The sequence below is a fragment of the Kitasatospora sp. NPDC033851 genome, assembly GCF_055576085.1.
Genome location: NZ_JBVIRL010000001.1, coordinates 588,579 through 604,318, shown reverse-complemented (window position 1 = coordinate 604,318; position 15,740 = coordinate 588,579). Strand labels below are relative to the sequence as shown.

The 15,740-nt window shown below is 74.2% G+C and carries 15 protein-coding genes; 6 read left to right on the top strand and 9 right to left on the bottom strand.

Annotated features, from left to right (window positions below; genetic code table 11):
- Window positions 1-122: 122 nt before the first annotated feature.
- Entirely contained in the window at window positions 123-980 is an 858-nt protein-coding gene (locus tag ACZ51D_RS02315; protein WP_465660873.1) for a PaaX family transcriptional regulator, read from the bottom strand.
- Between the two features lie 224 nt (window positions 981-1,204).
- On the opposite strand from ACZ51D_RS02315, the gene ACZ51D_RS02310 reads away from it, so the two are divergent.
- The 4 genes from ACZ51D_RS02310 to ACZ51D_RS02295 are packed head-to-tail and all read left to right on the top strand — an operon-like array spanning window position 1,205 to window position 5,070.
- Window positions 1,205-2,125: an SDR family oxidoreductase gene (locus ACZ51D_RS02310; RefSeq protein ID WP_465660871.1), complete on the top strand. Its 921-nt coding sequence runs from the start codon at window positions 1,205-1,207 to the stop codon at window positions 2,123-2,125.
- Window positions 2,126-2,169: 44 nt separating this feature from the next.
- Window positions 2,170-3,051, top strand: coding sequence for an amidohydrolase family protein (locus tag ACZ51D_RS02305; RefSeq protein ID WP_360491549.1), 882 nt, complete (start codon window positions 2,170-2,172; stop codon window positions 3,049-3,051).
- Window positions 3,052-3,059: 8 nt separating this feature from the next.
- The gene (locus ACZ51D_RS02300) at window positions 3,060-4,568 is read left to right on the top strand and encodes an acyl-CoA synthetase (protein ID WP_465660869.1); all 1,509 of its coding nucleotides are present in this window, start codon (window positions 3,060-3,062) and stop codon (window positions 4,566-4,568) included.
- 43 nt (window positions 4,569-4,611) lie between these two features.
- The gene (locus tag ACZ51D_RS02295; RefSeq protein ID WP_465619369.1) at window positions 4,612-5,070 is read left to right on the top strand and encodes a MaoC family dehydratase; all 459 of its coding nucleotides are present in this window, start codon (window positions 4,612-4,614) and stop codon (window positions 5,068-5,070) included.
- 70 nt (window positions 5,071-5,140) lie between these two features.
- Here the strand turns inward: ACZ51D_RS02295 and ACZ51D_RS02290 are convergent, their stop codons facing one another.
- The 7 genes from ACZ51D_RS02290 to ACZ51D_RS02260 are packed head-to-tail and all read right to left on the bottom strand — an operon-like array spanning window position 5,141 to window position 11,801.
- Window positions 5,141-6,316, bottom strand: a complete 1,176-nt coding sequence (locus tag ACZ51D_RS02290; protein ID WP_360490809.1) for a 4-hydroxybenzoate 3-monooxygenase — start codon at window positions 6,314-6,316, stop codon at window positions 5,141-5,143.
- Between the two features lie 35 nt (window positions 6,317-6,351).
- Window positions 6,352-7,542 (bottom strand): bifunctional 3-oxoadipate enol-lactonase/4-carboxymuconolactone decarboxylase PcaDC, encoded by a 1,191-nt coding sequence (gene pcaDC / locus ACZ51D_RS02285; RefSeq protein ID WP_465660867.1) that lies wholly within the window; start codon window positions 7,540-7,542, stop codon window positions 6,352-6,354.
- A complete protein-coding gene (gene pcaB / locus ACZ51D_RS02280) occupies window positions 7,539-8,972 on the bottom strand; it encodes a 3-carboxy-cis,cis-muconate cycloisomerase (protein ID WP_465619363.1) in 1,434 nt (477 codons plus the stop codon). Before pcaB ends, pcaDC begins: the two co-directional genes overlap by 4 nt.
- Entirely contained in the window at window positions 8,959-9,627 is a 669-nt protein-coding gene (gene pcaG / locus ACZ51D_RS02275) for a protocatechuate 3,4-dioxygenase subunit alpha (protein WP_465660865.1), read from the bottom strand. The genes pcaB and pcaG overlap by 14 nt, the downstream gene beginning before the upstream one ends.
- Window positions 9,627-10,376, bottom strand: coding sequence for a protocatechuate 3,4-dioxygenase subunit beta (pcaH, locus tag ACZ51D_RS02270; protein ID WP_465660863.1), 750 nt, complete (start codon window positions 10,374-10,376; stop codon window positions 9,627-9,629). Before pcaH ends, pcaG begins: the two co-directional genes overlap by 1 nt.
- A gap of 28 nt (window positions 10,377-10,404) precedes the next feature.
- Window positions 10,405-11,046: a CoA transferase subunit B gene (locus ACZ51D_RS02265; protein ID WP_465660861.1), complete on the bottom strand. Its 642-nt coding sequence runs from the start codon at window positions 11,044-11,046 to the stop codon at window positions 10,405-10,407.
- Window positions 11,043-11,801, bottom strand: coding sequence for a CoA transferase subunit A (locus ACZ51D_RS02260; RefSeq protein WP_465619357.1), 759 nt, complete (start codon window positions 11,799-11,801; stop codon window positions 11,043-11,045). The genes ACZ51D_RS02265 and ACZ51D_RS02260 overlap by 4 nt, the downstream gene beginning before the upstream one ends.
- Before the next feature lie 135 nt (window positions 11,802-11,936).
- On the opposite strand from ACZ51D_RS02260, the gene ACZ51D_RS02255 reads away from it, so the two are divergent.
- Together ACZ51D_RS02255 and ACZ51D_RS02250 are read left to right on the top strand one after the other, a co-directional pair.
- Window positions 11,937-13,649, top strand: a complete 1,713-nt coding sequence (locus ACZ51D_RS02255) for an IclR family transcriptional regulator domain-containing protein (RefSeq protein ID WP_465660859.1) — start codon at window positions 11,937-11,939, stop codon at window positions 13,647-13,649.
- A gap of 173 nt (window positions 13,650-13,822) precedes the next feature.
- Window positions 13,823-14,464 (top strand): DUF4360 domain-containing protein, encoded by a 642-nt coding sequence (locus ACZ51D_RS02250; protein WP_465619353.1) that lies wholly within the window; start codon window positions 13,823-13,825, stop codon window positions 14,462-14,464.
- A 114-nt stretch (window positions 14,465-14,578) separates the two neighbouring features.
- Here ACZ51D_RS02250 and ACZ51D_RS02245 read toward each other — a convergent pair whose 3' ends face one another.
- Window positions 14,579-15,640, bottom strand: coding sequence for a LacI family DNA-binding transcriptional regulator (locus ACZ51D_RS02245; RefSeq protein ID WP_465619351.1), 1,062 nt, complete (start codon window positions 15,638-15,640; stop codon window positions 14,579-14,581).
- Between the last annotated feature and the right edge of the window lie 100 nt (window positions 15,641-15,740).

The following is a 15,740-nucleotide window of genomic DNA, read 5'->3' as shown; positions in this document are numbered from 1 at the left end:
GCGGCTCCTTCGGTGCATGGAGGGTCGGGCCTCCGGATGCCGCCATCAGACCGCCGCGTCGCGCATAACGTCAATGGCGTTGACATAAGGCTGTTGACATAAGGCTGGAGCGGGCGTGAGCCTCAGGCGGCCGTGATCTCGATCCGGTCCAGGATCTCGGCGGCGATCGCCTCGGCGTCCGGCTGGTAGCGGTGCGCGAGGGTGTGGAACAGCTGCTCGGCCGCCTCGGCGGGCCAGTCGGCGGGCAGGTGCTCGGCCGGCAGGTGCGGATCGCCCCGGACCACGTCCAGCCAGTCGGTGTGCAGCAGCAGCTGGCGGGCCAGGCGGTCCTCGGGCAGCTGGACCTCGGGCAGGTGGGTCTCGGCGGGGTCGCCGGCCTCGGGGTCGTGCCAGCGGTCGAGGAAAGCGCGGTAGCGGGCCGCGATGGCCGGGACGTCGAAGGCGGCGAGCAGGTCGGCGGCGTCGGTGGGGGCGGCGGCCCGGCCGTGGAAGACCCGCAGGTGGCCCTCCAGTCCGAGCCCGTCGACCAGGGCGGCCACGTCGACCTCGCCGGGCGCCGTCCAGAGCCCGCTCTGCAGCGGTGCGAACCCGCCCCAGACCAGCCGGGAGCGCAGGTCGTGGCGCTCGCGGCGCCAGGCGTCGGGGAGCGAGAAGCCGACGACCGTCCAGCTGCCGTCCCAGGCCCGGTTGACGGCGCCGGTGCGCCGGATCCGGTCCTGGCCGTCGGTGAGCACGGCCTTGGCGCGCCCGGTCAGGGCGAAGTACATTTTTCGCCCCCGGCGATGACGGTCCAGCAGGCCCCGGCCCACCATGCGGGTGAGGGTCGAGCGGACGGCCTCCTCGCTGATGTGGACCCGGGCGAAGGCGTCGATCACGCTCCCGGAGGACAGGGCGATGTCCCGGCCGAGCACGTGGATGCCGAAGAAGCTCAGCATCAGGGACTGCGGTCGCGGCGCAGCGGTGTCCTGGTCGGCGGGCACGGTCTTCCTCCTGGAGTCCGGACGGGGATGGGGCGGGCATCGGGTGGGTGTCGGGCAGGGTCAGGGCAGGGTCGGGTGGGTCGGGGCAACAGCGTAGTCAGCGGCAATGTTCGGCAGTCTGTTGACCGTCGACAGAATTATGCCTACTTTCTTCAGCAGCCGCCGGTGGCGATGCCTGGTCGCGAACACGCGCCTCCGCCCCGGCCGGGCGAAAGGACTTCCCCATGGATCGCAGGGACCGCATCGACCTCTCCGGCAAGGTGGCCGTCGTCACCGGCAGCGGACGCGGGCTCGGCCTCGCCTACGCCAGGGCGCTGGCCGCCGCCGGAGCGGCCGTGGTCGTCAACGACGTCGACCCGCAGGCCGCCGCTGACGCTGTCGAGCTGATCGCCGACGCCGGCGGCCGGGCCGCCTCGCTGGCCGTGCCGGTCGGCACCGCCGAAGCCGCCGAGGCACTGGTCGCGTGCGCGGTCGAGCACTTCGGGCGACTGGACGCGATGGTCACCAACGCCGGCGTGCTGCGGGACAAGGTGCTCTGGAAGATGACCGACGAGGACTTCGACACCGTCGTCCGGGTGCACCTGCGCGGCACCTTCACCTGCGTGCGCGCCGCCGTCGAGCGGATGCGCGAGCAGGGCGAGGGCGGCCGGATCGTCGTCGCCGGCTCCCCGGCCGGGCAGCGCGGCAACTTCGGCCAGACCAACTACGCCGCCGCCAAGGCCGGGATCGCCGCCATGGTGCGCACCTGGGCGATGGAACTGGCCCGGGCCGGCATCACCGCCAACGCCGTCATCCCGGTCGCCGCGACCGCCATGACCAAGACCATCCCCGTCTTCGCCCCGCACATCGAGGCGCTGGAGCAGCACGGCACGCCCTTCCCGGAAAGCCTGCGCAAGGGCGAGGGCTTCGGCACCCCCGAGGACGTCGCCGGTCTGGTCGCCTTCCTCGCCTCCGAGGCCTCCGCCGGGATCACCGGCCAGTGCGTCGGCGTCGGCGGCGACAAGCTGGCCCTGTGGTCGCACCCGGAGGAGGTCGCGGTGGCCTACGCCGACGGCGGCTGGAGCGCGGAGGCGATCGCCGCCGCCTGGCCGGTCTCGGTCGGCCGGGTGCAGCAGACCTACGGCATCCCGGCCCCGCAGCTGTGACGGGCACCGCAGCCGTGACGGGAGCCGAGCCGAACGGCGCCGCGATGAACCTCGACGACCTCGTGGCGATCGACGTCCACACCCACGCCGAGGTCTCCGCGAAGGGCGCGGCCTCCCTGTCGGCCGAACTGGACGGCGCCGCGGGGGCCTACTTCAAGGCCGAGCACCGCCACCCCACCCTGCCGGAGATCGCCGCCCACTACCGCGAGCGGAGGATGGCCTGCGTCGTCTTCACCGTCGACGCCGAGTCCGCCACCGGCACCCCGCCGGTTCCGAACGAGGAGATCGCCGAGGCCGCGCTGGAGCACCCCGACGTGATCATCCCCTTCGCCGGGGTCGACCCGTACAAGGGGAAGGCCGCGGTGCGCCAGATCCGCCGCCTGGTCCGGGAGTTCGGGGTGAGGGGCTTCAAGTTCCACCCGAACATCCAGGCCTTCCACCCCAACGACCGGCTCGCCTACCCGCTGTACGAGGCGATCGAGGAGGCCGGCGCGATCGCCGTCTTCCACACCGGTCAGACCGGGATCGGCGCGGGCGCGCCCGGGGGCGGCGGCATCCGGCTGAAGTACTCCAACCCGATGGACGTGGACGACGTCGCCGCCGACTTCCCCGGGATGCCGATCATCCTCGCCCACCCGTCCTTCCCCTGGCAGGACGAGGCGTTGGCGGTGGCCACCCACAAGCCGCAGGTGTACATCGACCTGTCCGGCTGGTCGCCGAAGTACTTCCCGCCGCAGCTCGTCCGGTACGCCAACAGCCTGCTCAAGGACAAGGTGCTGTTCGGCTCCGACTACCCGCTGATCTCCCCGGACCGCTGGCTCGCCGACTTCGCCGAGCTGCCGATCAAGGACGAGGTCCGCCCGAAGATCCTCAAGGAGAACGCGGCGCGGCTGCTCGGCCTGTCGGCCGGCCCCGACGGGAAGTGAGGGAGCCCATGCGCGCACCCGCGTGGAACCAGGGCATCGGCTCCTGGCCCGGTCGCCGCGCCCGCCGCTCGCCCCGGCGCACCGCGCTGGTCCACGAGGGGGCGGCCGTCGACTACGCCCGGCTGCACGAGCGGTGCACCAGCCTGGCGCACGCGCTGCGCCAGGCGGGCGTCCGGCGCGGCGACCGGGTGGCCTTCCTCGGCCCGAACCACCCGGCGTACCTGGAGACCCTGTTCGCCGCCGGCCTGCTGGGCGCCGTCTTCGTGCCGCTCAACACCCGTCTCGCGGCGCCCGAACTCCGGTACCAGCTGGCCGACTCGGGCAGCGTAATTCTCCTGACGATACGTCAGGACAGCGGGGTCGTACGCCTGTTGGCCGACGGGGCCGAGATCTGGCAGGCGGAGGGTGAGGCGTACGAGCAGTTGCTCGCAGCCGCGCCCCGGGAGCCGATCGACGAGGAGGTCGGCCCGGACGACCCCTGCCTGATCATGTACACCTCGGGCACCACCGGCCGGGCCAAGGGAGCCGTCCTCACCCACGGCAACATCCTCTGGAACAGCCTCAACGTGCTGGTCGACACCGACCTCGCGAGCGACGAGGTGGCCCTGGTCAGCGCGCCGCTGTTCCACACCGGTGCGCTCAACATGAGCTGCCTGCCGGTGCTGCTCAAGGGCGGCACGGTCGTCCTGGAGTCGACCTTCGACGCCGCCCGCACCCTGGAACTGGTCGAACGCCACCGCGTCACCTGCATGTTCGGCGTACCGACCATGTACGACGCGGTGGCCGCCGCCCCCGGCTGGGCGCGGGCCGACCTGTCCAGCCTGCGGAACCTGCTGTGCGGCGGCGCACCCGTGCCGGCCCGCACCGCGCGCGCCTACCTCGACCGCGGGCTCGCCTTCGTCCAGGGCTACGGCATGACGGAGGCCTCGCCCGGCGCGCTGATCCTGCACCGCGCCGACGCGCAGGCCCACGCCGGTACGGCCGGGGTGCCGCACTTCTTCACCGAGGTCCGCGTGGTGGACCCGCTCGGCGAGGAGACCGAGCCGGGCACGGAGGGCGAGGTGCTGGTCGCCGGGCCCAACGTGACCCCCGGGTACTGGAACCTGCCCGACGCCACGGCGGAGGCCTTCCACGAGGGCGGCTGGTTCCGCTCCGGTGATGTCGCGGTGGCCGACGCCGAGGGCTACGTCCGCCTGGTCGACCGGGTCAAGGACATGATCATCTCGGGCGGGGAGAACATCTACCCGGCCGAGGTGGAGGACGCCCTGCTGGAACACCCGGCTGTCGCCGAGTGCGCCGTCATCGGGGTCGCCCACCCGGTCTGGGGCGAGGTCGGACGGGCCGTGGTGGTCCTGCGCGAGGACGCCGCCGTCGAACCCGCCGACCTGCTCGCCCACCTGGACGGGCGGCTGGCCCGCTACAAGATCCCGAAGTCCGTCGTCCTCGCGCCCGAACTGCCGCGCAACGCCACCGGAAAGCTGCTCAAGGGCCCGATCCGGGCGCAGTTCTCCGACTGACCGACCCCTTGCACCGTCCGCACGACCGACGAGGAGCACCCGTATGTCCACCACCGTCCACGGCATCGAGGAGATCAGGGCCCAGGCCGGCGCCGACCTCGGCCACACCGCCTGGCGCGAGATCGCGCAGCCGCGCGTCGACCTGTTCGCCGACGCCACCGACGACCACCAGTGGATCCACACCGACGTCGAACGGGCCAGGACCGGCCCGTTCGGCGGCACCATCGCGCACGGCTACCTCACCCTCTCGCTGCTCATCCCGCTCTGGAGCGAGCTGCTGGTGGTCGAGGGCGTCTCGATGGCCGTCAACTACGGCCTCAACAAGGTCCGTTTCCCCGCGCCGGTGCCGGTCGGCGCGAAGATCCGCGCGCACGGCGCCGTCGTCTCGGTGGAGGACGTCAAGGGCGGCGGCGTGGAGGTCGTGGTCGACCTCACCGTGGAGATCGACGGTTCCGCCAAGCCCGCGTGCGTCGCCCAGGCGGTCTACCGCTTCTACGCCTGAGCCTCGTTCCGGAGAACCCCGAAGGGGGCGGCTGCTGTCGACAGCAGCCGCCCCCTTCGGGGTACTCGCGTCAGACCAGCGGCAGCCCGACGTAGTTCTCCGCCAGCGAGGCGGAGCCGGCCGGGGAGGAGGCCAGGTAGCGCAGGTGGGAGAGCCGGAGCCGGCGGTCGAACTCGCTCTCGCCGGGGGCCGGGTGGAGCAGGGTGGTCATGGTGTACGAGAAGTGCTCGGCGCGCCAGACCCGGCGCAGCGCCGTCTCCGAGTAGGCGTCGAGCAGCGACTCGTCCCGGTCCAGGGACCAGCGGCCGATCGCCCGGGCGAGCAGGGTGACGTCCGCGACGGCCAGGTTGAGGCCCTTGGCGCCGGTGGGCGGGACGATGTGGGCGGCGTCGCCGGTCAGGAACAGCCGGCCGTGGCGCAGGGGTTCGGCGACGAAGCTGCGCATCGGGGTGACGGACTTCTCGGTGATCGGGCCGCGGGCGAGCCGCCAGTCGCCGTCGACCGCGAAGCGGGTGTCCAGCTCGTCCCAGATCCGCGCGTCCGGCCAGTTCTCCACCGTGTCGTCCGGGTCGACCTGCAGGTAGAGCCGGCTGACCTGCGGGGAGCGCATGCTGTGCAGGGCGAAGCCGCGCTCGTGGTGCGCGTAGATCAACTCCTCGCAGGAGGGCGGGACGTCGGCCAGGATGCCGAGCCAGGAGAACGGGTACGTCCGCTCGCTGACCGTCAGCAGGCCCTCGGGCATCGCGCGGCGGCCGATGCCGTGGAAGCCGTCGCAGGCGACCACGAGCTCGCAGTCCAGGGTGTGTTCGGCGCCGTCGTGCCGGTAGCGGATGCCGGGCGCGGCGGTGTCGACGCCGTCGACGGAGAGGGCCTCGGCCTCGAACAGCACGGTGCCGCCGGCCGCCTCGCGCAGCGCGATAAGGTCCTTGACCACCTCCGTCTGGGCGTAGACCATCACGGACCGGCCGTCCGCGAGCGAGGGGAAGTCGATCCGGTGGGAGCGACGGTCGAAGCGCAGCTCGATGCCGTGGTGCGGCAGGCCCTGGCGGTCCATCCGCTCGCCGGCGCCGGAGGAGCGCAGGACGTCGACGGTGGCCTGTTCGAGGATGCCGGCGCGCTGACGGCGCTCGACGTAGGCGCGGTCGCGCAGTTCCAGGACGACGTTGTCGATGCCCTGGGTGTGCAGCAGGTGGGAGAGCAGGAGGCCGGCCGGGCCGGCGCCGATGATGCCGACGCTGGTGCGCATGCGGGTGTGCCTTCCGGTGGTGTCGGTCAGGGGCGTCAGTGGTCGGCGGAGTCGGCGAGATGCCCGAGGTCCGTGAGGTCCGTGAGGTCCGCGAGGACGCGCTGGGCGGTGGCGAAGGCCGCGTTGGCGGCCGGCACCCCGCAGTAGACGGCGGTCTGCAGCAGCACCTCGCCGATCTCCTCGGGGGTGAGGCCGTTGCGGACGGCGGCGCGGACGTGCAGTGCCAGCTCCTCCAGATGGCCGCGGGCGGTGAGGGCGGTGAGCGTGACGCAGCTGCGGGTGCGCCGGTCGAGGCCGGGGCGGGTCCAGATCTCGCCCCAGGCGTAGCGGGTGATGAAGTCCTGGAACCCGGCGGTGAAGTCGGTGGTCCGGGCGGTGGCGCGGTCCACATGGGCGTCCCCCAGGACCTGGCGGCGTACGGCGGTGCCCGCGCGGTGCCGGGACTGGTCGTCGCCGGGGGTGCTGAAGTGGCCGAGCAGGGCGGTGAGGACGGCCTGCGGCTGTTCGACGGGCGCGAGGTGGGAGGCGTCGGCGAGTTCCAGCAGGCCGGCGTCGGGGATGCCGTCGGCGAGTTCGCGGGCGTGGGCCGGTGGCGTGGCCGGGTCGCGGCGGCCGCCGATCACCAGGGTCGGCGCGGTGATCCGGGCGAGTTCGGCGCGCAGGTCGTACGCGGCGAGTGCCTCGCAGCAGGCGGCGTAGCCGCTGCGGGCCGCGCGGCAGAGGTCCGCGACCTGTGCGGCGGCGGCCGGTGAGCCGGCGAAGGCGGGGGTGAACCACCGGCCGGGTGCGGTCGCGGCGAGTGCCTCGGTGCCCTTGGCGCGGACGAGTTCGGCGCGTTCGCGCCAGCCGTCGGCCGGGCCGAAGCGGGCCGAGGAGCAGACCAGGGCGAGCGCGGTGACCCGCTCGGGGCGGTGGACGGCCAGGTGGGCACCGATCGCGCCGCCGAGCGAGAGACCCGCGTAGCCGAAGCGCCGTACGCCGAGGTGGTCGGCGAGGGCGAGGACGAGGTCGGCCAGGTCCGCGACGGTGGTGGCGCGCAGGTCGGGCAGGATCCCGGCGGGGGTGCCGCCGTGGCCGGGCAGGTCGAAGCGGATCACCCGGTGGTGGCGGGACAGCACGGGCAGTTGGGCGTCCCAGACGGCCAGCGAGGTGCCGAGCGAGGGGCCGAGGAACAGCACCGGGGCGTCCGGGGGGCCGTCGATCCGGTGGTGCAGGGGTGCGGTCACGAGGGGTTCTCCTGGGCGGGGGGAGCGGGACGGCGCAGCAGTGCGCGGTCGACGAGCGGGCCGGCGGCCCCGAGGTAGTGGGCGGGGTCGGTCAGCTCGCGCAGCCGGTCGGCGGTGATCAGGCCGTCCAGGGCGGCTTCCTTCGCCAGGACCTCGGCGAGGTTCGACTCCTCCTCGGCGGCCCGGCGGGCGGCGCGCTCCACCAGGTGCCGGGCCGGGCCGCGGCCGATGACCGCGCCGAGTTCGCCGGTCAGGCGTTCGCTGACCACCAGGCCCCGGGTGAGGCGGAGGTTGTCGCCCATCCGGTCGGCGAACACCCGGAGGCCGCCGCAGAGTTCGGCGGCCCGGTCGGCCGCGCCCCCGGTCAGCCGGAGCAGTTCGCGCAGCGGCTGCCACTCGGCGTGCCAGGCGCCGGCCGGGCGTTCGTCCTCCGCGACGAGTGCACCGAGCAGGACGGCGGCCAGGGCCGGGGCCTGCCGGGCGGCCGAGGCGATCAGGGTGGCCGCCACCGGGTTGGCCTTGTGCGGCATCGCGGAGGATCCGCCGCCCCGGCCCTCGGCGAGTTCGCCGATCTCGGTGCGGCTCAGCACCAGGACGTCGGCGGCGAGTTTGCCGAGCGCGCCGGTGGTGAAGGCCAGCGCGGCGGCCAGGTCGGCGATCGGGGTGCGCAGCGTGTGCCAGGGCAACTGCGGTTCGGTCAGGCCGAGTTCGCGGGCGTAGGTGGCGATCAGGGCGATCCCGTCCGGGGCGTCGAAGGCCGCCAGGGTGCCGGCCGCGCCGCCGAGTTGGGCGGGCAGCCGGACGGCGGCGAGCCGGTCGGCGGCGTCCAGCACGAGGCTGCGCCAGCCCGCCGCCTTGAGCCCGAAGGTGGTCGGGACGGCGTGCTGGGTGAGCGTGCGGCCGGCCATCGGGGTCAGCCGGTGTTCGGCGGCGAGCCGGCCGAGAGCATCGGCGGTCCGGTGCAGGTCGGCGGTGATCACCGGAAGGCAGCGGGCGGCGACCAGCATGGTGGCGGTGTCCAGGACGTCCTGGCTGGTCGCACCCCGGTGGACGTACGGGGCCGCCTCGGCGGGTACGGCCGCGGTGAGGTCGGCGACCAGCGGGATCACCGGGTTGCCGCCGGCCCGGGCGCGGAGTGCGAGGCTGTGCGGGTCGAAGCGCTCAACGTGGGCGGCGGCGGCCGTCACGGCCTCGGCGGCCGCCGCCGGGGCCTGGCCGAGGCCGGCCTGGGCACGGGTCAGGGCGGCCTCGGCGTCCAGCAGCGCGCGCAGGAAGGCCCGGTCGCCGGTGGCCGCCTCGACCGCCGTACCGGCCCGGACGGGGGAGAGCAGGCCGAGGTCGGCGCCGTCGGGAGCCGAGGGGGTGTCGGCCGAGGGGGTGTCGGCGGAGGGGGCAGTGGAAGTCCCAGTGGAAGTCTCAGTGGAAGTCAAGGAAGACCGTCTCCTCGGGCCCCTGCAGCCGGACGTCGAAGCGGTAGGCGCGCGGGGCCGTCTCGCGGGCGAGCAGGGTGGGGCGGCGCTCGGGGGCGAGCGCGGCCAGCAGTGGGTCGGCAGCGGATGCGGGCCCGGGCAGGTAGATCCGGGTGTACAGGTGGTGCAGCAGGCCGCGCGCGAAGACGCACAGCGACAGGTACGGCACCCCGCCGGGCGGCAGGGTGCGGACGGCCCACCGCCCGTCGGCGTCGGTGGCGACCCGGGCGAAACCGGTGAAGGTCACCCCGTCGCGCCCGGCGAAGCCGCCGCTGGTCGGGTCGCGGCGCAGCGAGCCGGGGGCGCCGGTGCGGCTGCCGTCCGGGGCGGGCTGCCAGAGCTCCAGCAGTGCGTCGGGGATCGGCTCGCCCGCGCCGTCGTACACCGTGCCGTGGAGGGTCAGCGCCTCGGGGTGTCCGGCGGGCGCGGACTCGGGGCCGCCGGGGAAGGGCAGCGCGTAGCCGTAGAACGGGCCGACGGTCTGGGCGGGGGTCGGGTGGAGCGCGTGGCCCGGCTGCAGGGGGATCTGCGGCGCGTGGCTCTGCTGCGGGGGGATCTGTGGCGTCGGGTGCTGTGGCGTCGGGTGCTGCGGTGTCGGGTGCTGGGGCGAGGGCATCAGCGGCCTTCCTCGAACCGGGTGGCGCCCGGCCCGTCCAGGACGATGTCCCAGCGGTAGCCGAGCGACCACTCGGGGACGGACAGCTCGTGGTCGTACGCGGCGACCAGGCGGGCGCGGCCGTCGGGGTCGGTGACGGACTGCAGGATCGGGTCGTACGGCAGCAGCGGATCGCCCGGGAAGTAGAGCTGGGTGACCAGGCGCTGGGTGAACGCGGTGCCGAACAGGGAGAAGTGGATGTGCGCGGGGCGCCAGGCGTTGGTGTGGTTGCCCCACGGGTAGGCGCCCGGCTTCACGGTGGTGAACCGGTAGCGGCCCCGGTCGTCGGTCAGGCAGCGCCCGACGCCGGTGAAGTTGGGGTCCAGCGGCGCCGGGTGCTGGTCGCGCTGGTGGGCGTAGCGGCCGGCCGCGTTGGCCTGCCAGATCTCCACCAGCTGGCCGGTGACGGGCCGTCCGGTGCGCTCGAGGACCCGGCCGGTGACGGTGATCCGCTCGCCGAGCGGTTCGCCGGTGTGCTGCCGGGTCAGGTCGTGGTCGAGGTCGGTGACGTCGGTGCGGCCGAAGGCCGGGCCGGACAGCTCGACCGCCTCCGGGTCGTGGACCGGGACGAGCGGCTGCCGGGGGTGGCGCAGGGCGCTGCTGCGGTAGGGCGGGTAGTCGCGGTCGGGGTGGTGGGCGGCGCTGCGGGCGGCCTCGGCGCGGGCGGCGATCTGCGCGGAGATCTCGTGCTGGGTGGGGGTGGGGGTCATACCGGATTCCCTTCGTGAGCCGGGCGGGTCATCGCGGCACCTCGATCCGCACCGGCGCAGCGGTCCGTCCCCGTAGGTCCTCGGCGCTCACGCCGGGCGCGGTCTCCACCAGGACGAGCCCCTCGGGTGTCACGTCCAGGACACCGAGGTCGGTGATGATCCGGTCCACGCACCCGCGGCCGGTCAACGGCAGGGTGCACTCGGGGACGATCTTCGGCGAGCCGTCCTTGGCGGTGTGCTCCATCAGCACGATCACCCGCCGGGCGCCGTGGACCAGGTCCATCGCCCCGCCCATGCCCTTGACCATCTTCCCGGGGATCATCCAGTTGGCCAGGTCCCCCGCCGCCGACACCTGCATGGCGCCGAGGACCGCCGCGTCGATGTGACCGCCGCGGATCATGCCGAAGGAGAGCGAGGAGTCGAAGAAGGACGCGCCCGGGAGCACCGTCACCGTCTCCTTGCCCGCGTTGATCAGGTCCGGGTGCACCTCGTCCTCGGTCGGGTACGGGCCCACGCCGAGCAGCCCGTTCTCCGAGTGCAGGACGACGTCCACGTGCGGCGGCAGGAAGCCCGGCACCAGGGTGGGCAGGCCGATGCCGAGGTTGACGTACCAGCCGTCGGCCAGCTCGCGCGCGGCACGGGCCGCCATCTCGTTCCTGTTCCAACTCATGCGCTGCGCACCGTCCTTCGCTCGATGCCCTTGGCGGCGGCCTGCTCCGGGGTCAGCGCGACGACGCGCTGCACGAAGACGCCGGGCAGGTGGATCTCGTCGGGCCCCAGCTCGCCGGGCTCGACCAGCTCCTCGACCTCGGCGACGGTCACCCGGCCGGCCATCGCGGCGAGCGGGTTGAAGTTGCGGGCCGCCCTGGCGAAGACGAGGTTGCCGTGCCGGTCGCCCCGGGCCGCGCGGACCAGGGCGAAGTCGGTGGTGATGCCGCGCTCCAGCACGTACGCGCGGCCGTCGTACTCGCGCACCTCCTTGGGCGGGGAGGCGACGGCGACGCCGCCGTCCGGGGCGTAGCGCCACGGCAGGCCGCCCTCGGCGACCAGGGTGCCGACGCCCGCCGGGGTGAAGAACGCGGGGATGCCGCTGCCGCCCGCGCGCAGCCGCTCGGCGAGGGTGCCCTGCGGGGTGAGCTCCAGCTCCAGCTCGCCGCTGAGGTAGCGGCGGGCGAACTCCTTGTTGTCGCCGACGTACGAGCCGGTGACCCGGCCGATCCGCCCGGCCGCGAGCAGCACGCCGAGGCCGCCGCCGTCCACGCCGCAGTTGTTGGACACCACGCTCAGCCCGCCGCAGCCGCGTGCGTACAGCGCCCGGATCAGGACGTCCGGGACGCCGCTGAGGCCGAAGCCCCCGACGGCGAGCGAGGCGCCGTCCCCGATGTCGGCGACGGCCTCCTCGGGTGAGGCCACCAGTTTGTCCATTCCTTGCCCCTGTTCGCCTGGTGAACTATCGTTCGGAATCGTGAGTGCGCAGAGTGTGCGCCCGGGTCCGATGCCTGTCAATGGGCGTGTGAGGAGAATCCGTTGCAGCCCGAAGTCGCCTCCGAGCCTGCTTTTGTGCCCACCGCCTCCGCTGCCGCGCCCACCGCCGCGCCCGCTGCGGTGCCCGCTGCCGTGCCCGAGGAGGCCGTCGGCCCGCTGGAGCGCGGCCTCGCCCTGCTGCGCGCCATGGCCGCCGACCCGGCCCCGCGTCAGCGCCCCAGCGATCTGGCCCGCGCCACCGGCCTCGCCCGTTCCACCGTCGACCGGATCGCCACCACGCTGGTCCGGCTCGGGTACCTGCGGTCCGACGGGCGCGACCTCGTCCTGGCGCCCCGGGCGGCCGAGTTCGGCAACGCCTACCTGGCCGGCAGCCGCCTTCCGGAACTCCTCGGCCCGCTCGCCGTCGAACTCGCCGACCGCCTCGACGAGTCCGTCTCGATCGCCGTCCCCGACCAGGACGGCGCCCGCTTCGTCGTCCAGGCCACCCGGCGCCGCACCATGGCCGTCTCCTTCCGCATCGGCGACCTGCTGCCGGCCGAACGCTGCGCCCCGGGTGCGCTGTTCGCCGCCGGGTGGGACGACGCGCAGTGGGACGCGTGGCTGCGGCGCCGTCAGGGCGACCCGGCCCGCGGCGGCGGTCCGGCCGACGGGGCCGCTCCGGCCGGCGAGGGCTTCGCGGTGGTGCCCGCGCGGGACGTCGACGAGGCCGAGTTCCGGGAGCGGGCGCGGTCCGCCGGTGCGCGGGGCCGGTCGGTCGACGACCAGCTGATCGAACCCGGGCTGGTCGCCGTCGCCGTGCCGGTCCTCGACCCGGCCGGTGCGGCCGTCTGCGCGGTCAGCGTCGTCAGCCACACCAGCCGGCACGACGCCGACTCGCTCGCCGCGTACGTCCTGCCCCAACTCCTGGATTCGGCACGGGAGATGGAGCAGCGACTGGCCCGACCGGTGCCGGTGGCGGCCGGGCTCGCGCCGCTCCCGCCGGGCCGTCGGCTCAAGGAGGAGCTCGGCTCCGGCTTCCTCCAGTCACTCGCCCGCGGGCTCGACGTGCTGCTCGCCCTCGGCACCGCGCCCGGCGGCCAGCCGCTCGCGGCCGTGGCCCGCGCGACCGGCCTGCCGCGCGCCACCGCCCGCCGGTCCCTGATCACCCTCCAGCACCTCGGCTACGTGGCGGCCGACGGCGAGGGGTTCCGCCTCCTGCCGCGCGTACTCGACCTCGGCTACGCGAGACTGTCGGGCCTCGCTCCGGCCGAGATCGCCGAGCCGCACCTGATCGACCTGGTGCGCAGTGTCCACGAATCGGCCTCGATGGCCGTCCTGGACGGCCCGGACATCCGCTACGTCGCCCGCGTCCCCACCACCCGCATCATGCGCCTCGACCTCGCCGTCGGCACCCGGCTCCCGGCGTACCCGACCTCGATGGGGCGGGTCCTGCTCGGCGCCCTGAGTGAGGAGGAACTGGCGTGCCACCTCGCTCATATGACGCTCAGTCGGTTCACCGAGAGCACCGTGACGGATCCCGGCGCACTCACCGCGGCCATCCGGTCCGCCGCCCGCGACGGCTACGCCCTGGTCGACCAGGAGCTGGAGGAAGGGCTGTGCTCCCTCGCCGCCCCCGTCCACGACGGGCGCGGCCGGGTCGTCGCCGCCGTCAACCTCGCGCTGCACGCGGGCCGGGGCACCCCGGCCGAGACGCTCGCCACCTTCCTGCCGCCCCTGCGGGAGGCCGCCGCGGCGATCGCCGAGGACCTCGCCACCGTGCGCCGTTGGTCCGTCAACTCGGGCTCCTGAGGCGGAGTTCGCCCTGCGGGGCGGCCGGTGCCGGATGGTCGGGCACGCCCGTGTCGCGACCCTAGGCGTCGGCCCTCGAATGTGCTGACATATCCATGTCAAATCAGGGGCTCCGCTCGGCCCGCACCACACCGCGCCGGCCCCGACTCCGTGCACGATCGAAGGGGAAGCCCATGCTGCTCCGCGCGCTGGCCGTCGCGACCGCCGTCGCCGCATCGCTGTCCGGCCCGTCGGCCTTCGGCGTCGACTCGCTCCCGACCCCGCCGGACCGGATCGTCATCGACGTCGCCACCGTCAACGGCTCCGGCTGTCCGGCGGGAACGGCCGCCGTGGCCGTCTCCCCGGACAACACCGCCTTCACCGTCACCTACAGCGACTACCTCGCCCAGGTGGGGGTGGGCTCCAAGCCGACCGACTTCCGGAAGAACTGCCAGCTCAACCTCCGCGTGCACGTACCCCAGGGCTTCACCTACGCGATCGCCTCCGCCGACTACCGCGGCTTCGCCCACCTGGAGAAGGGCTCGACCGGTACCCAGCGGGCGAGTTACTACTTCCAGGGCCAGTCCGAGACCGCCTACCAGAACCACCGCTTCGCCGGCCCGAGGGACGACAGCTGGCAGGCGACCGACACCGTCGACATCGCGGCCCTGGTCTTCGCGCCCTGCGGCGAGGAGCGCAACTTCAACATCAACACCGAGCTGCGGGTCGCGGCCGGGAGCTCGGACCCGAACCACACCACCAGCTTCATGACCATGGACTCGACGGACGGCGACATCAACACCGTCTACCACCTCGCCTGGAAGCACTGCCCCTGACGGCAGTACCCCTGACAGTCGGGCCGGCGACCGGCCGGCTGTCCGTGTCCGGCCCCGGCGGAGCCTGTGTCTCCCCGGGGCCGGACCGTGTCGGGGCGGGCGCGGGGCGCCGGCTCAACCGCCGTCGCGCAGCAGCGAGGAGGCGCGGATGTCCAGCCGGGTGGGGACGAGCGCGCCGGTGGGTTCCCGGCTGCCGCTCTCCAGGGCGGCCATCAGCAGCTCGATGCCCTTCTCTGCGATGAGCGCGGGTTTGAGGCTGAGCGTGGTGACCGGCGGGTGGGTGTGGGCGGCAGAGGCCTCCTCGCTCGCGCAGACCAGCAGCAGGTCGCCGGGGACGGTCAGTCCGGTCCGCCGGACGGCGTCGAGGACGAGCGGCGGCGTGGCCTCGGCGAGGACGAAGAGGGCGTCGGGCCCGGCGCCGGTCGATCGCCCGGGGCCGTTCAGCAGCCGTTCGAGGGCGGCGACCACCGGCCCGTCCCCGGGCCCGTCGGTCCGCACGAGCCGGGGCTCGGCGCCGTGCTCGCCGCACCAGCGCCGGTAGGTGTCCGCGACGGCCGTGTGGAAGCGGGTGACGGTGCCGGGCAGGACGACGGCGATCCGGCGCGCGCCCTGTTCCCGCAGGTGGTCGAGGACTTCGCGGATCGCGCCGTCGGCGTCCACGTCGACCCAGTGGGTGCCGGGGCGGCCCTCGACGGAGCGGTCGGTGCACAGCGGGATGCGGGCGGCGATGAAGTCCTCGACGAGCGGGTCGTCGTCGAGAGGGTCGGCGACGATGGCGGCGTCGAGCGGCAGGTCGGCCCACTCCTCCGGTGCGGAGCGGGCGGGCAGCAGGACCAGGGCGTAGCCGTGCCGGAGCGCCGCGTGGGCGGTGGCGCTGGTGAGTTGGGCGAAGTAGGGGGAGCTCATGTACGACCCGGGGTCGCGCGCGTACTCGCCGACGGCGTAGCCGATCAGCCGGGCGTGGCCGGCGCGCAGCAGCCGGGCGGCGGCGTTGGGCCGGTAGCCGAGGCGGCGGGCGGCCTCGCGGGCGCGTTCGCGGACGGTGTCGGACATCCGGCCGGTGCCATTGAGCGCGGCGGAGACGGTGGTCTTGGAGAGGCCGGCCTCGCGGGCGACATCGACCAGGCGGATCCGGGGTGCGGAGGTCGGGTCGCCGCCGCGCGGGGTGTGCGTCATGTGCCGATGCTGCCAGTCCGGACGGGCGTTCGTCAGTAGTCGACGCAGGAGTCGCGGCAGAGTCACGACCTTTGGAAAATCGTTCCCGCAAAGGCTTGTG

Bases quoted from the DNA above. Each gene is read 5' to 3' on its own strand.
- ACZ51D_RS02265 (WP_465660861.1), bottom strand. From the start codon at position 11,046: ATGAGTTGGAACAGGAACGAGATGGCGGCCCGTGCCGCGCGCGAGCTG.
- pcaG (WP_465660865.1), bottom strand. From the start codon at position 9,627: ATGCCCTCGCCCCAGCACCCGACACCGCAGCACCCGACGCCACAGCAC.
- ACZ51D_RS02305 (WP_360491549.1), top strand. From the start codon at position 2,170: ATGAACCTCGACGACCTCGTGGCGATCGACGTCCACACCCACGCCGAG.
- ACZ51D_RS02295 (WP_465619369.1), top strand. From the start codon at position 4,612: ATGTCCACCACCGTCCACGGCATCGAGGAGATCAGGGCCCAGGCCGGC.
- ACZ51D_RS02300 (WP_465660869.1), top strand. From the start codon at position 3,060: ATGCGCGCACCCGCGTGGAACCAGGGCATCGGCTCCTGGCCCGGTCGC.
- ACZ51D_RS02290 (WP_360490809.1), bottom strand. From the start codon at position 6,316: ATGCGCACCAGCGTCGGCATCATCGGCGCCGGCCCGGCCGGCCTCCTG.
- ACZ51D_RS02260 (WP_465619357.1), bottom strand. From the start codon at position 11,801: ATGGACAAACTGGTGGCCTCACCCGAGGAGGCCGTCGCCGACATCGGG.
- ACZ51D_RS02250 (WP_465619353.1), top strand. From the start codon at position 13,823: ATGCTGCTCCGCGCGCTGGCCGTCGCGACCGCCGTCGCCGCATCGCTG.
- ACZ51D_RS02245 (WP_465619351.1), bottom strand. From the start codon at position 15,640: ATGACGCACACCCCGCGCGGCGGCGACCCGACCTCCGCACCCCGGATC.
- ACZ51D_RS02310 (WP_465660871.1), top strand. From the start codon at position 1,205: ATGGATCGCAGGGACCGCATCGACCTCTCCGGCAAGGTGGCCGTCGTC.
- pcaH (WP_465660863.1), bottom strand. From the start codon at position 10,376: ATGACCCCCACCCCCACCCAGCACGAGATCTCCGCGCAGATCGCCGCC.